This window comes from Streptomyces abikoensis, from assembly GCF_014648775.1.
In the GTDB taxonomy this organism is placed as follows: domain Bacteria; phylum Actinomycetota; class Actinomycetes; order Streptomycetales; family Streptomycetaceae; genus Streptomyces; species Streptomyces abikoensis.
This window is the reverse complement of record NZ_BMRT01000002.1, coordinates 654,553-668,748: the sequence shown is the minus strand read 5'-3', so window position 1 is coordinate 668,748 and position 14,196 is coordinate 654,553. Positions and strand designations below refer to the sequence as shown.

The 14,196-nt window shown below is 73.3% G+C and carries 11 protein-coding genes and 1 pseudogene; 6 read left to right on the top strand and 6 right to left on the bottom strand.

Going from position 1 to position 14,196, the window contains the following annotated elements:
- Positions 1-82 precede the first annotated feature (82 nt).
- The 4 genes and pseudogenes from IE096_RS09450 to IE096_RS09435 form a co-directional block, all read right to left on the bottom strand.
- Positions 83-274, bottom strand: a pseudogene (locus tag IE096_RS09450) (penicillin acylase family protein); the annotation flags it as partial.
- Positions 271-1,575, bottom strand: a complete 1,305-nt coding sequence (paaK, locus tag IE096_RS09445) for a phenylacetate--CoA ligase PaaK (RefSeq protein WP_189450959.1) — start codon at positions 1,573-1,575, stop codon at positions 271-273. The gene paaK and the pseudogene IE096_RS09450, both read right to left, overlap by 4 nt.
- 123 nt (positions 1,576-1,698) lie before the next feature.
- Entirely contained in the window at positions 1,699-3,648 is a 1,950-nt protein-coding gene (locus IE096_RS09440; RefSeq protein WP_189450552.1) for a phosphocholine-specific phospholipase C, read from the bottom strand.
- 165 nt (positions 3,649-3,813) lie between these two features.
- Complete coding sequence (locus IE096_RS09435; RefSeq protein ID WP_189450550.1) at positions 3,814-5,448, bottom strand: acyl-CoA synthetase; 1,635 nt, start codon at positions 5,446-5,448, stop codon at positions 3,814-3,816.
- 152 nt (positions 5,449-5,600) lie between these two features.
- Here IE096_RS09435 and IE096_RS09430 point away from each other — a divergent pair, with 152 nt between their 5' ends.
- The 6 genes from IE096_RS09430 to IE096_RS09405 all read left to right on the top strand — a co-directional run bounded on the left by IE096_RS09430 (position 5,601) and on the right by IE096_RS09405 (position 10,522).
- A complete protein-coding gene (locus tag IE096_RS09430) occupies positions 5,601-6,401 on the top strand; it encodes a crotonase/enoyl-CoA hydratase family protein (RefSeq protein WP_189450548.1) in 801 nt (266 codons plus the stop codon).
- A 15-nt stretch (positions 6,402-6,416) separates the two neighbouring features.
- The gene (locus IE096_RS09425) at positions 6,417-7,361 is read left to right on the top strand and encodes an OB-fold nucleic acid binding domain-containing protein (protein WP_189450546.1); all 945 of its coding nucleotides are present in this window, start codon (positions 6,417-6,419) and stop codon (positions 7,359-7,361) included.
- 13 nt (positions 7,362-7,374) lie between these two features.
- On the top strand, positions 7,375-8,445 hold the full coding sequence (locus IE096_RS09420; RefSeq protein WP_189450544.1) for a thiolase family protein: 1,071 nt from the start codon (positions 7,375-7,377) through the stop codon (positions 8,443-8,445).
- Positions 8,442-9,608 carry a thiolase family protein gene (locus IE096_RS09415; protein WP_189450542.1) on the top strand — a complete coding sequence of 389 codons (1,167 nt, stop codon included), beginning with the start codon at positions 8,442-8,444 and terminating at the stop codon, positions 9,606-9,608. The genes IE096_RS09420 and IE096_RS09415 overlap by 4 nt, the downstream gene beginning before the upstream one ends.
- Positions 9,609-9,687: 79 nt before the next feature.
- Complete coding sequence (locus tag IE096_RS09410; RefSeq protein ID WP_189450541.1) at positions 9,688-9,927, top strand: DUF397 domain-containing protein; 240 nt, start codon at positions 9,688-9,690, stop codon at positions 9,925-9,927.
- A 94-nt stretch (positions 9,928-10,021) separates the two neighbouring features.
- Entirely contained in the window at positions 10,022-10,522 is a 501-nt protein-coding gene (locus tag IE096_RS09405) for a hypothetical protein (protein ID WP_126913029.1), read from the top strand.
- An 83-nt stretch (positions 10,523-10,605) separates the two neighbouring features.
- Here IE096_RS09405 and IE096_RS09400 read toward each other — a convergent pair whose 3' ends face one another.
- Positions 10,606-12,603, bottom strand: a complete 1,998-nt coding sequence (locus tag IE096_RS09400; RefSeq protein WP_373298056.1) for an N-acetylmuramoyl-L-alanine amidase — start codon at positions 12,601-12,603, stop codon at positions 10,606-10,608.
- A 259-nt stretch (positions 12,604-12,862) separates the two neighbouring features.
- Positions 12,863-13,969: an aminoglycoside phosphotransferase family protein gene (locus IE096_RS09395; RefSeq protein ID WP_189450539.1), complete on the bottom strand. Its 1,107-nt coding sequence runs from the start codon at positions 13,967-13,969 to the stop codon at positions 12,863-12,865.
- Positions 13,970-14,196: the final 227 nt, after the last annotated feature.

Sequence of the window (14,196 nt, the reverse complement as noted above, 5' to 3'; positions counted from 1 at the left end):
CCGGCAGAAGTCGAGGACGCGCTTGCGCCACTCCTCACGGCGGGCGTGGCTCTGGGCGGGCCGGTCGAGGGGCTTCTCGGCGGGCCTGGGCCCAGCCCGAGCCGAAGGCGACGTTCGCGTAGTCCTTGCCGACGATGTGCGGGACGCCGTATTCGGTGTAGCGGATGACGGCGGAGAGGCCGCCGTCCGACGGGTGCCCCGTGCGCCCCGGGGCGGCGGCAGCGGCCCCGCCCGGCGGGGAGGCGGGTGCGGCGGGCCAGCTCCACGACGTCACTTCGGGCGTTCGTCGACGATCCGTTTGAGCTTGCCTAGGGAGCGCTCCAGGGTCTCGGGGTCCACGATCTCGACGCCCGCCGTCACCCCGATGCCGTCCTTGATCCGTCGCTCCATCTCCACGGCGGCCGCCGCGCGCCGCTCCGGGGTCGCGTCCGGCCGGGCCTCGGCGCGGACCGTGAGCCGGTCCAGCCGGCCCTCTCGCGTGAGCCGCAGCTGGAAGTGGGGCGCGACACCGGCGATGTCCAGCGCGATCTCCTCGATCTGGGAGGGGAAGAGGTTGACCCCGCGCAGCACGATCATGTCGTCGCAGCGGCCGGTGATCCGCTCCATGCGCCGGAAGGCGGGCCGGGCGGTGCCGGGCAGCAGCCGGGTGAGGTCGCCGGTGCGGTAGCGGACGAGCGGCATGGCCTCCTTGGTGAGCGAGGTGAGGACCAGCTCCCCGAACGCCCCCTCGGGCAGGATCTCACCGGTGACCGGATCGACGATCTCCGGATAGAAGTGGTCCTCCCACAGATGCGGGCCGTCCTTCGTCTCCACGCACTCCTGCGCGACGCCGGGCCCGATGACCTCGGAGAGTCCGTAGATGTCGACGGCGTCGATCGCGAAACGCTCCTCGATCTCGCGGCGCATCTCCTCGGTCCACGGCTCGGCACCGAGGACGCCGACGCGCAGGCTGGTACTCCGGGGGTCGATGCCCTGGCGCTCGAACTCGTCGAGCAGCGTGAGCATGTACGAGGGGGTCACCATGATGACCTCGGGGCGCAGGTCCTGGATCAGCCGGACCTGGCGGGCGGTCATGCCGCCGGAGGCGGGGACGACCGTGCAGCCGAGCCGCTCGGCCCCGTAGTGGGCGCCGAGCCCGCCGGTGAACAGACCGTACCCGTAGGCCACATGGACCGTGTCCCCCGGCCGCACGCCGGCCGCGCGGAGGGAACGGGCCACCACGTCGGCCCACACCTCCAGATCGCGCTCGGTGTAGCCGACGACGGTCGGGGTGCCCGTGGTGCCGCTGGAGGCGTGCAGCCGCCGGAGCCGCGACCGGTCGACCGCGAACATGCCGAAGGGGTACTGCGCGCGCAGATCCGCCTTGGTGGTGAAGGGGAAGCGGGCGAGATCGGCCGGCGTCCGGCAGTCCTCCGGGTGCAACCCGGCGGCGTCGAACGCCCGCCGGTAGAAGGGGACGTTGGCGTAGACATGCTGGAGCGTGGCGCGCAGGCGCTCCCGCTGGAGCGCCTCCAGCTCCTCGCGGGACATGCTCTCCGCCGCGTCGCGCACGCCCGCCCGCACGCCCGTCCGCATGCCGGCCCCCACGCCCGCCCGCGTGTCCGTCATCGTCTCCCCCTGCCTCGCCGTGACCCCGAGTGCCCGACCGATCGTTCGGTAGATTCGATAGGATCAAGTATCCAGGGTCACGGCCGGGCGTCAAGGGCTCTTGGGAGTGAACGCCGGAAGGAGGCGCCCCGCGAAGCGGCGCTCGAAGCCGTCGCCCACGTCGGCCGCGACGGTGTGGTCGTAGCCGCCGTCCCGCTCGGTCGTGAGCGTCAGCCGGGCGCTCCCGCCCGCCGCCACGGTGGCCCGCTGTCCGTCGGAGACCGTGAAGACGACGGGTGCGCCACCGCCGTTGGTCAGGGTCAGACGCAGCGTCCCGGGCACGGCGGGGTCGGGCGTCACGGCCGCTTCCGGGTGCCCCTTGGCGCCGTCCGACCAGGTGCGGACGTCGCCCTTGAAGCCGCGCAGATAACCGTCGGGGCCGTGCAGGTCGACGTCGTACTTCCCGCCGCCGTAGGTCAGGGCGCTGAAGTAGTCGCTCGCCTCGCCGCCCACCGGAACGGTGTAGTGCCACGCCGCGTAGGTGCGGTAATTGACCGTGTAGGCGCTGAAACCGGCGCCGAGCGTACCGGTGTTGACCACCTTGAACCACAGCCTGCCGGTGGCGGTGTCGGTCCAGGACGTGGTGTCGAAGCCGTAGCCCGTGCGGCGGGCGGGCCGGGTGCCGGGCTCCTGCGCGGGCTGCGGCGGGTCGGCCGGGGGCCGGGCCTCGGGGAGGGAGTGCTGCCGGTCGCAGGCGGCGACGAGCGCGGCGGTGTCCGGCAGCGCGGGGAAGGAGACGTTCTTCGAGGCGAAGTCGAAGGCGCTCATCAGATCGCCGCACACGGTGCGCCGCCAGGCGGAGATGTTGGGTTCCTTGACGCCCGTCCAGTTCTCCAGGAACCGCAGCGGCGAGGTGTGGTCGAGGACCTCGGAGTGGACGTACCCGCCCCGGCTCCACGGCGAGATCACCGTCATCGGCACCCGTGGCCCCAGCCCGATCGGCGCGCCGCCCACGAACTCGTCCGGCGTGCCCGCCGGGGGGACCGGCGGGGCCACGTGGTCGAAGAAGCCGTCGTTCTCGTCGAAGTTGAGGAACACCACCGTCCTGGCCCAGACCTCGGGATGGGCGGCCAGCGACGTAAGGACGTACTTCGCCGTGAAGTCCGCGCCGTACGCGGGCGGGTAGGCGGGGTGCTCCGACTGGCTCTCGGGGGCGACGACCCAGCTGACCGCCGGGAGCCGGCCCGCCGCGACGTCCTGGGCGAAGGCGTCGGCGGGGCGGCGCAGCATGCCGTTGTCGTACAGGGACGAGCCGGGCTTGGCGGCGCGGAACCGGGTGAACCAGGCCAGGGGGTTGTCGTCGTAGTTGTCCTGCTGCTGGTAGACGCGCCAGGAGATCCCGGCCGCCTCCAGGCGTTCGGGATAGGTCGTCCAGGAGTAGCCCTTCTCGGAGTTGTCGGTGACGGGCCCGCCCTGCTTGCCGCCCGGGTCGACCGTGCCCGTCCACTGGTAGAGCCGGTTGGGGTTGGTGGGGCCCTGGGCCGAGCAGAAGTACTGGTCGCAGATGGTGAAGGCCTCGGCCAGCGCGAACTGGAACGGGATGTCCTCGGGCCGGTAGTGCCCCATGGTCCAGGCGCTCTTGGCGGGGATCCAGTTGTCGTAGCGGCCGCCGTTCCAGGCGCGGTGGGTGCCGGACCAGCCGTGGTCGAGGTCGCGGACCCGCTGGGCGTCGGTGGTGGCCGTGTCCAGGTGCCAGGGCCGCACCACCCGCCCGCCGAGCGGGCCGAGCGTCGTCTGTCTCAGCACGTCGGAGCCGTCCGGGAAGCGGAGCAGGGAACGGTCGCCGAAGCCGCGTACGCCCTTGAGGGTGCCGAAGTAGTGATCGAAGGAACGATTCTCCTGCATCAGGATGACGACATGCGCGACATCGTCGAGCGTGCCGGCGGGAGAGGTCGCCGCCATCGCCTGCTGGAGCGAGGTGGGCAGCGCCGAGCTCAGGGCCGTGGCGGCGCCGGTGGCCGCGGCCGCGCCGAGGAAACCGCGACGGGTCAGGGGAGTCATGGGATCTCCTGGAGCCGGGGAAAGGGAGGGGCGCATTCAGTGAAGGGCGCTGGGATGACCGCCCGCCGCATCCGAGGTGTCCGGCGGCCCAAGAGACGGTGTGGGATGGGTCGGCCCCCGGACTCGGCCCTGAGCACCCGCCGCCCCGCCGGCGGGCTGCGACGCTCAGCCCCCGGATCCCCGCTCCGCCACCGCCCGCGCCCAGCGGTAGTCCGCCTTGCCGCTCGGCGAGCGCTCGACACGCTCCGTCAGCACCAGGCCCCGCGGCACCTTGTACCCGGCGAGCCGCGTCCGGCAGTGCGTCTGGAGCGCGTCCAGGGTCGGGGGCTCCGTCCCCTCCCGGGGCTGGACGACCGCCGTGACGCGCTGGCCCCAGCGGGCGTCCCGAACGCCCGTGACCAGCACGTCGTAGACGGCCGGGTGGGCCTTGAGGACCTGCTCGACCTCCTCCGGGAAGACCTTCTCGCCGCCCGTGTTGATGCACTGGGAGCCGCGCCCGAGGACGGTCACCACCCCGTCGGCGTCCACGGTCGCCATGTCGCCGAGCAGCACCCAGCGTTCCCCGCCGGAGGTGAAGAAGGTCTCGGCCGTCTTCACCGGGTCGTTGTGATAGCCGAGCGGCACGTGCCCGCGCTGGGCGACGCGGCCCGGCACGCCCGGGGCGACCGGCCGGTGGGTCACCGGGTCCACCACGGTCGTACGGTCGTTGACGCGCAGCCGGAAGCCCCGCTCGGGCCCGGAGTCCTCGGTGGCGGTGCCGTTGAAACCCGACTCGGAGGAGCCGAAGTTGTTGACGATCCGCACTCCGGGCAGCAGCGCCGTGAACCGCTCGCGCACGGCTTCCGACAGCACGGCCCCCGAGCTGCTGACGCTGAGCAGCGACGAGCAGTCGGTCCCCCGCAGCGGGCCCGCCAGGGTCTCCGCCAGGGGGCGCAGCATCGCGTCGCCGACCAGGGAGACATTGGTGACCCGCTCCCGGGCGATCGTGCGCAGCACCTCCTCCGGGACGTACTTGCGGTGCAGGACCACTTTCTGCCCGAGGAGGTGGGCGATGAGCGCGGTGAGCGTCGACGTGCCGTGCATCAGCGGCGCGGTGGGGAAGAAGACCAGGCCCTCGCCGCCCGCCGCCACGCGCTCGGCCACCTCCTCCGGCCGCTCGACCGGCTGGCCCGTCGGCGCGCCCCCGCCGAGCCCGGAGAAGAACAGGTCCTCCTGCCGCCACACCACACCCTTGGGCATCCCGGTGGTGCCGCCGGTGTAGACGATGAACCGGTCGTCGCCCGAGCGCGGGCCCACGGTGCCGCGCACGGCGGAGCCGGACGCCTCGGCCTCGGCGAGGTCCACCGGGGCGACGGCCGGTTCCGGGGCGCCGGCGGGCGGCGGCCCCACCCGGACGAGGTGCCGCAGCCGTCCCCCGGACCGGGGGAGGGCCGCCGCCACCCGCGCGGTGAAGGAGCCGTCGAAGACCAGCGCGACCAGGTCCGCGTCACGGTAGAGGTAGGCCAGCTCGTCCTCGACGTAGCGGTAGTTGACGTTGACCGGTACCGCCCGGACCTTCAGGCAGGCCCAGAGCGCCTCCAGGTACGCCACGCCGTTGTAGAGGTGCAGCCCCACGTGGTCGCCCGGGCCGATTCCGCTGCCGAAGAGGTGGCCGGCGAGCCGGCCCGCCGCCGTGTCGAGCTCCTCGTACGTCAGCCGGCGCTCGGCGCCGCCGCCGGGGAGGTCGAGGTGGACGAGGGCCTCCCTGGCGGGGACCACGTCCACGACCGACTCGAGGAGATCCGCGAGGTTGTAGTCCACGGCGGTCATTAGAGCGCCGGGGCGCGGCGACCGGAAGGGCCACGACCCAAGAAATCTGACGATCAGTCAGAAAACTATTGAACCGTGCCGCCGCCTCCTGCACGCTGTTCCGGTCCTCGCAACCAGAGACGAACCACGACGGGAGGTCCGCCATGGGCGGGACCGAGCACCTCACCGTGGAGCGCGTCGGCGCCACGCTCGTCCTCACCCTCGACCGGCCGGAGGCGAGGAACGCGCTGTCCCTGCCGATGCTCGCCGGCCTCTACGACGCCTGGCTGCTCGCCGACGCAGACGACGACGTCCGCTCGGTCGTCCTGACCGGCGCGGGCGGCGCGTTCTGCTCCGGCATGGACCTCAAGGCGCTCGCGGGCCGACGGGATCCGGACGACCCCGTCCGCGCCCGCTTCAAGGCCGACCCCGACCTCCACTGGAAGGCCATGCTCCGCCACCACCGGCCCCGCAAGCCCGTGATCGCCGCCGTCGAGGGCCCCTGCGTCGCGGGCGGCACCGAACTCCTCCAGGGCACCGACATCCGCATCGCGGGTGCCGGTGCCGTCTTCGGCCTCTTCGAGGTCCGCCGCGGCCTCTTCCCCATCGGCGGCTCCACGGTCCGGCTGCCCCGGCAGATCCCCCACACCCACGCCATGGAGATGCTGCTCACCGGACGCCCGTACACCGCCGCCGAAGCCGAGCGCATCGGCCTCATCGGCCACGTCGTCCCCGACGGCACCGCCCTCGAACGGGCCCTCGCGACCGCCGAACTCGTCAACGCCAACGCCCCGCTCGCCGTCGAGGCCGTCAAGGCCTGCGTCCACGACGCCGCGGCCCTCCCCGAACCCGAGGCGCTCGCCCTCGAACTCGAACGCGGCCGGCCCGTCTTCGACACCGCCGACGCCGAGGAAGGCGCCCGCGCCTTCGCCGAGAAGCGCCCCGCCGTCTTCCGCCGCGCCTGACGAGGAGGCGAACCGATGCCGGAACAGCTCACCGCGCCCCTCGTCGTCTCCTTCCCCTTCACCCGCTCCCTCGGCCCCGTCCAGAGCGCATTCCTCACCGGGCTGCGCGAACGCGTCGTCCTCGGCGTCCGCGCCCACGACGGCCGCGTGCTCGTACCGCCCGCCGAATACGACCCCACCACCGCCGAGGAGATCCACGAACTCGTCGAAGTGGGCACCACCGGCACGGTCACCACCTGGGCCTGGAACCCCGCACCCCGCCCGAACCAGCCGCTGGCCACCCCCTTCGCCTGGGTGCTCGTACGCCTCGACGGCGCCGACACCGCCCTCCTCCACGCCCTCGACGCCCCCGGCCCCGAGGCCGTCCGCACCGGCGCGCGCGTCCGCGTCCGCTGGGCGGAACAACGCACCGGAGCCATCACCGACATCGCCTGCTTCGAGCCCCACGACGGACCGGAAACCGGCCACGCCACCCCGCACCACGGCACGTTCACCGACCCCGTCACCAGCCTCACCGCCCCCGCCCGCCTCGACTACACCTACACACCCGGCCGCGCCCAGACCCGCCACCTCGGCAACCTCGCCCGCCATCTCCTCACCGGCGAACGCTGCCCCTCCTGCCGCAAGGTCCACGTACCGCCGCGCGGCGCCTGCCCCACCTGCGGAGTCGCCGCCACCGAACAGGTCGTCGTCGGCCCCCGCGGCACCGTCACCACCTTCTGCGTCGTCAACATCAAGGCCAGGAACCTGGCCATCGACGTGCCCTACGTCTACGCCCACATCGCCCTCGACGGCGCCGACCTCGCCCTCCACGGGCGCATCGCCGGCATCCCCTACGACCAGGTGCGCATGGGGCTGCGCGTCGAGCCCGTCTGGCGCGACGGCGACCGCCACCCCGACCACTACCGGCCCACCGGCGAACCCGACGCCGACTACGACACCTACAAGAGGCTGCTGTGACCAGGAGGCCGCTGTGACGCCGCGCCCCCGCGACGTGGCCGTCGTCGCCTTCGCCCAGAGCGACCACCGCCGCGCCACCCCCGGTCTCTCCGAGACGGAACTGCTCCTCCCCGTCCTGCGCGAGGTCCTCGACCGGGCCGGACTCGCCCCCGGCGAGGCGGACTTCACCTGCTCCGGCTCCAGCGACTACCTCGCCGGCCGGCCCTTCTCCTTCACCCTCACCCTCGACGGCGTCGGCGCCTGGCCCCCGATCGCCGAGTCCCACGTGGAGATGGACGGGGCCTGGGCCCTGTACGAGGCCTGGGTGAAGATCCTCACCGGCGAGGCGGACACCGCTCTCGTCTACGCCCACGGCAAGTCCTCCGCGGGCGACGTCCGCGACGTCCTCACCCGCCAGCTCGACCCCTGCTACCTGGCACCCCTGTGGCCGGATTCCGTCTCGCTGGCCGCCCTCCAGGCCCAGGCCCTCATCGACGCCGGCGAGACCGACGAGGACGACCTCGCCGCCATCGCCGCCCGCAACCGCGCGGCCGCCACCCACAACCCCCACGCCCAACTGCGCGGCGCCGTCCCCCACGGCGACTACGTCGTACGCCCCCTGCGCACCGGCGACTGCCCGCCCGTCAGCGACGGCGCCGCGGCCGTCGTCCTCGCCGCCGGCGAACGCGCCCGGCGGATGTGCCGCCGGCCCGCCTGGATCCGCGGCATCGACCACCGGATCGAACCCCACGACCCGGGCCGGCGCGACCTCACCGACTCGCCCTCCACCCGCCTGGCCGCCGAACGCGCCGGGGCCTTCGACGCGCCCGTCGACACCGCCGAACTCCACGCGCCCTTCACCGCCCAGGAAGTGATCCTGCGCAAGGCGCTCCGCCTCACCGGCGACGTCCGCGTCAACCCCTCCGGCGGCGCCCTCGCCGCGCACCCCCTCATGGCCGCCGGGCTCGTCCGCATCGGCGAGGCCGCCGCCCGTATCCACCGGGGCGAGTCCCACCGGGCCCTCGCCCACGCCACCTCCGGCCCCTGCCTCCAGCAGAACCTCGTCGCCGTGCTGGAAGCCGAGCTGGAAGGAGAACCCGAGTGAGCAAGGAACCCGTGGCCGTCGCCGGCATCGGACAGACCCACCACGCCGCCGCCCGCCGGGACGTCTCCCTCGCCGGACTCGTCCGCGAGGCCGCCCGGCGCGCCCTCGACGACGCCGCCCTCACCTGGACCGACATCGAAGCCGTCGTCATCGGCAAGGCCCCCGACTTCTTCGAGGGCGTCATGATGCCCGAGCTCCACCTCGCCGACGCCCTCGGCGCGACCGGCAAACCCGTCCTGCGCGTCCACACCGCCGGCTCCGTCGGCGGCTCCACCGCCCTCGTCGCCGCGAACCTCGTCGCCGCCCGCGTCCACCGGACCGTCCTCGCCCTGGCCTTCGAAAAGCAGTCCGAGTCCAACGCCATGTGGGGCCTCTCCCTGCCCGTCCCCTTCCAGCCACCCCTCCTGGCCGGCGCCGGCGGCTTCTTCGCCCCGCACGTCCGCGCGTACATCCGCCGCACCGGCGCCCCCGCCGGCACCGGCACGCTCGTCGCCCACAAGGACCGCCGCAACGCCCTGAAGAACCCCTACGCCCACCTCCACGAACACGGCCTCACCCTGGAGGCGGTGCGCAACTCGCCCATGCTCTGGGACCCCATCCGCTACTCGGAGACCTGCCCCTCCTCCGACGGGGCCTGCGCCATGGTGCTCACCGACCGCGCCGGCGCCGCCCGCGCCCCGCGGCCGCCCGCCTGGGTGCACGGCGGGGCCATGCGCAGCGAACCCACGCTCTTCGCGGGCAAGGACTTCGTCTCCCCGCGCGCCGGCCGCGACTGCGCCGCCGACGTCTACCGCCAGGCCGGGATCACCGACCCCCGCCGCCAGATCGACGTCGCCGAGCTGTACGTCCCCTTCAGCTGGTACGAGCCGATGTGGCTGGAGAACCTCGGCCTCGCCGCCGAGGGCGAGGGCTGGAAGCTCGTCGAGTCCGGCGCCACCGAACTGGACGGCGACCTCCCCGTCAACCCCTCGGGCGGGGTCCTGTCCACCAACCCCATCGGGGCCTCCGGCATGCTCCGCTTCGCCGAGGCCGCGCTCCAGGTGCGGGGCGCGGCGGGGGAGCACCAGGTGCCCGGCGCGCGCAGGGCCCTCGGGCACGCCTACGGCGGCGGCGCCCAGTTCTTCGCCATGTGGCTCGTCGCCGCCGCCCCGCCCACCGGATGAGGCCGGATCCGGGGGCCTGTCGGGCACCGGCCGCGCTCGCTAGTGTGGGCGGCGACGACGAGCCGGAAGGGGTACGGACGTGGCGGACAGCACGACCGAACAACTGGCGGGCGACATGAGGCCGGACCTCGACCTCGCCACGGCCACGTGGCAGTCGAGCGACCGGGGGAGCCGGGGCAACGTGCAGATCGCCTTCGTGGAGGGCTACATCGCCCTGCGGGACCGCAGGGACCCCGACGTCCCGGCGGTGATCTTCTCACCGGGCGAGTGGCGGGCGTTCATGCTGAGCGCGCGGGCCGGGGAATTCGACCTCACGTGACCGGGCGCGCCGGAGCGCCCGGCTCCCGGTGAAGGGACCCGCCCGACGGGTTCCCCGGCGGCACGGCGCCGCGGCGGGCACGTACGATGTGGGCATGTCCTTCCTCCGCCGCCGCAGCGCCGCCACCCCCACCGGGCCGGACTTCGACGTCCTCGCCATGGACCCCGGTGACTGGCCGGGTGATCTCGGTGCCGGGCTGCTCCCCGCGCCCGACGGCAGCTGCCAGGGGGTCTTCCTCCGCTACGACCTGTTCGGCGGCCGCGGTCCCGCGATGATCATCGGCAATCTGCCCGAGGGGTCCCCGGCCCGGGAGCTCGGCGAGGGCCAGGTGCCCTTCGAGGTGGCCCAGCTGCTGGCCGCCCTCGGCAACGACGAGCCGGTCCAGGTGGTGGAGACCGAGGACGTGCCCGTCATGCACGAGGACAACCTCCTCATCGTGCGCCGCCTCAAGTGCTCTGAGAGCCGGATCTCCTGCACCCAGTTCGACCGCAGCGACGGCGTCCTCGTCACCATCGCCAGCTGGGACCGGCCGATCACGGACGACCTCTACCAGCTGCTGAAGCCCCTCCCGGCCGAGATGTTCCAGGCCGGCTAGGACCGCCCCCGGCCCCACGAGGCCCCACGGACCAGCGGAGCCCGGCACGCCGTCGCGTGCCGGGCTCCCGCCGTGCCGGGCCGCTACCACCTGGAGGAGTGGACCTCCACGTCGGTGGCCTTCACAAAGGCCACCCGGTGCCCGAACTGGATCTCGTAGTAGACGTCCTTGCCCCGGACGATCCGGTGGCCCGCCGGCTCGAAGGTCGCCGCCCACAGGTATTCGCTCGGCGAGACCGCCCCCACGACGTACGACTGCCCGGCGAGCAGCTTGTACGGCAACGGCGTCACGGTCTGCACCGGAACGCCCGCCGGATAGGCATCCTTCTCCGGGTAGGCGCGCCCGTACACCGGGATCTCGGCCAGGCCCTCCCTCGGAGTGATCAGCCGGCCGTGTGCGCCCACCGCCGTCGGATCCCACCAGGGGTTGCGGAACCACGCCTTCTGGCCCAGGTACCAGATCGCCGTCCAGCCGCCCTGCCGGTCGGCCACGGCGAACTGCTGACCGGTGGAGGCGCGGGCACCCGTGTCGTTGACGTCGATCGTCGACGGGCTGCCGTCCGGGCGCAGACCGATGTCCCGGATCAGCGGGGCGTCCTCGCGCGGGGCGGTGTGCAGCCGCACGGCACCGGAGCCGTGGGGGGAGCACTTCTCGCCCGGCTTGGCGCAGCCGGTGTAGACCGGCTGGTGGTCCTCGTAGTCGGGCGCGATGGTGACCATGCCGCTGAGGGGACTGGCGTCCGCCTCGAAGGGCTGGCCCATCAGGTCGAAGTAGTGCGCCCAGTCCCAGTACGGCCCGGGGTCGGTGTGCATGCCCCTGATGGTCGACGGGACGGTGCCCGGGACGTTGTCGTGGCCCAGGATGTGCCGGCGGTCCAGCGGGATGTCCAGCTTGTCCGCCAGATACTCCACCAGCCGGGCCGACGTGCGGTACATCTCCTCGGTGTACCAGGCGTCGGGCTGGGCCAGGAAGCCCTCGTGCTCGATGCCGACGGACTTGGCGTTCACGTACCAGTTCCCCGCGTGCCAGGCGACGTCCTTGGTGGGCACGTGCTGGGCGATGTGGCCGTCCCCGGAGCGCACGGTGTAGTTCCAGGAGACGTACGCCGGATCCTTGATCAGCTTGATCGTCGTCTCCCACGTCCCCTCGGTGTCGTGGACGACGATGAAGTCGACCTTCTGCGAGGCGGGCCGGTCGGCGAGGTCGTGATTGCCGTAGTCCTTGCCCTCCAGCCGCTGGTACGGCGCCGGGATCGACTCGCAGGCCACCGACTCCGGGCACTCGGTGCCCTGGGACGGGACCGTGCCGAGACCCAGCCGTCGCACCTGCTCGGCGTGGGGGGCGACCCGGGGGGCGGCGGGCAGGACGACCGTCTGGCCGCTGTCGGTGGTGCGCCGCTGTCCCTTGCGGATGACGTCGAAGACGTCGTTGGCGAAGGTGGTCGCGGTGGCGGCGTCGGTGGCGCCGGAGTAGCCGGCCACCGCCGCGTACCAGTCGGCGGCGTCACCGCTCAGCGGCAGGCCGAGGCGCTTCTGCTCGGCGGCCAGCAGGGCCGCGCCACCCTGGAGGTTGGCGGCGGTGCTCGCGCGCAGCTCCTTGGGGGAGCGCCCGGTCAGCCCGGCGGCCCGCTCCAGGGTGCGCAGCCGGGCCGGGAGGGCGGCGGGCGCGGGGACGTCCATCGCGCGGCGGCTCGCGGCGCGCGGGCGGGCGAGATCACCCCGGGCGTCCTCGCCGGGGTCGCTGTGGTGCGGGGCGGCGGCCAGGGCGGTGGCGGCGTCGGTGAGATGCATCGGGCCGTAGCCGGCGGTGACGCTGGGGGCGCCGCCATGGCTGTCCCAGCGGGACTCCAGATAGGAGACGGCGAGCAGCACACTGCCGGGTACGTGGTAGCGGGCGGCCGCCTGGGCGAACTCCCGCTGGAGCGCGCCGGCGGCGGGTTTGTCCGCCGTGGCGGCCGGACCGGCCGTGACCATCGGCAGGAGCAGGGCCGCCGAGGCGACCGCACCGAACACCCGGCTCCGGTGGCTTCTTCGTCTGCCGGTCCTCGCGTTCCGTCGTGACTCCGGTACGGATCCTCGCAATGCGGCCTCCTCGGGACGGGCCGTGCCGAGCGCTTGGGCTGCTGATGGACCGAACTTACCAAGAGCAAAGCCCCGGCAGACGATGCGTCAATATGACTGGAGTGGCGCTCATCAGACTGGGTGGCTGGCGCAATCCACGTCAACGCCCGCGCCGGGGGTTTCCCGACGCGGGCGAGGGGACGCACCGGAGCCGTGCTCGCCCGTCCGGGCGAGCACCGACACGCCGTAAGTCGGCGGAACGGCGTGTCGGTCCGGCCCCTCAGCGCGTACCGACGGCGGCCCGGACGGCCCGGCGGGCCATCGCGCAGTCGTCGTGGAGCCGACGGAGCAGGAGTCGCTGCTCCTCACCGGACTCGGGGGTGCTGCCGGGTGGTGCGGGCTCGTGCATCGAGCGCTGCACGGCCGTCTCGTACGTCCTGATCTCCCGGGTGAGGACCAGCATCAGGTTGACCAGGAAGGCGTCCCGGGAGGTCGTCCCCGCCTGCTGGGCGTGCTGGCTGATCTGACGCCGTGCCAGGGGGGCGTCGCCGAGGACGGTCCACAGCGTCGCCAGGTCGTACCCCGGCAGATACCAGCCGGCGTGGTCCCAGTCGACGAGCACCGGCCCGGCGGGGGAGAGCAGGACATTGGACAGCTGGGCGTCGCCGTGGCAGAACTGCCCCTGGACATGGGCCAGGCCGTGGAGCAGCTTCTGGAGATCGCCCATGTCACGGTCGGTCAGCAGGCCCAGCTCGTGATAGCGGGCGATGCGCTTGCCGTAGTCCAGCGGCATGTCGAACATCCCGGCGGGCGGCCGCCAGAGATTGACCCGGCAGATCGCGCCGAGCGCCGCCCGGACGTCCGCGCGGGGCAGGGTGTCCACCGGGTGCCGCTGGGTGGCGGCGGGCCGGCCGGGCATCCGCTCGATGACCAGGGTGCAGTGCTCCGGATCGGCGGCGATGAGCCGCGGGACCCGGACCGGGGGGCGATGCCGGACAAACGCCCGATATGTGGCTATTTCATGACGGAATCGCTCGGCCCATGCGGAGGAATGGTCCAGTAAACACTTCGCCACGGCCGTACTCCGACCGGTGGTGCCGACCAGGAGGACGGAGCGCCCGCCCCGGCGCAGCACCTGGACGGGGTTGAACTCGGGGCAGATGCGATGGACCGATGAGATCACCGTGCGCAGCTGCGCGCCCTGGGGGCCGGACAAGTCGATTCTCCCGCTGAGCGGTTGGGTGCCTGGCCCCGGGGCCCTCCGCGCCCGCCCGCCCCCGAACGCGGCCCCCACGGCGTGGGACGGATCGAGGTACGGGCCGCCGCCGCTCTGCTGGGGGCGGAGCGGCCGGGGCGGAGCGGACACGGAGGTCGAGGCTGCATACATGAGCGGAACAGGTCCCTTCGTGTCGGCGAATTGCGGCGCTACCCGGTCCCCGGTCCCGTGGGCACCCTGGGGAATGCGGCCGGGTTGCCGGGTGGCCGGGGTTGCGCGTTCCTACATCACACCCGATCGCGGGTGGCACACCATGTGGCGCACCCTGGCGAACCCTGGCGAATACTCGCTTGGCCCATGACGGCCCGAGTACCTTCAAGTCAGCCGAGGAACCTGGG

What these genes read in the sequence shown, in the direction of transcription:
- paaK (WP_189450959.1), bottom strand. Translation starts at nt 1,575, where the DNA reads ATGCGGACGGGCGTGCGGGCGGGCGTGCGCGACGCGGCGGAGAGCATG.
- IE096_RS09440 (WP_189450552.1), bottom strand. Translation starts at nt 3,648, where the DNA reads ATGACTCCCCTGACCCGTCGCGGTTTCCTCGGCGCGGCCGCGGCCACC.
- IE096_RS09430 (WP_189450548.1), top strand. Translation starts at nt 5,601, where the DNA reads ATGGGCGGGACCGAGCACCTCACCGTGGAGCGCGTCGGCGCCACGCTC.
- IE096_RS09425 (WP_189450546.1), top strand. Translation starts at nt 6,417, where the DNA reads ATGCCGGAACAGCTCACCGCGCCCCTCGTCGTCTCCTTCCCCTTCACC.
- IE096_RS09405 (WP_126913029.1), top strand. Translation starts at nt 10,022, where the DNA reads ATGTCCTTCCTCCGCCGCCGCAGCGCCGCCACCCCCACCGGGCCGGAC.
- IE096_RS09395 (WP_189450539.1), bottom strand. Translation starts at nt 13,969, where the DNA reads ATGTATGCAGCCTCGACCTCCGTGTCCGCTCCGCCCCGGCCGCTCCGC.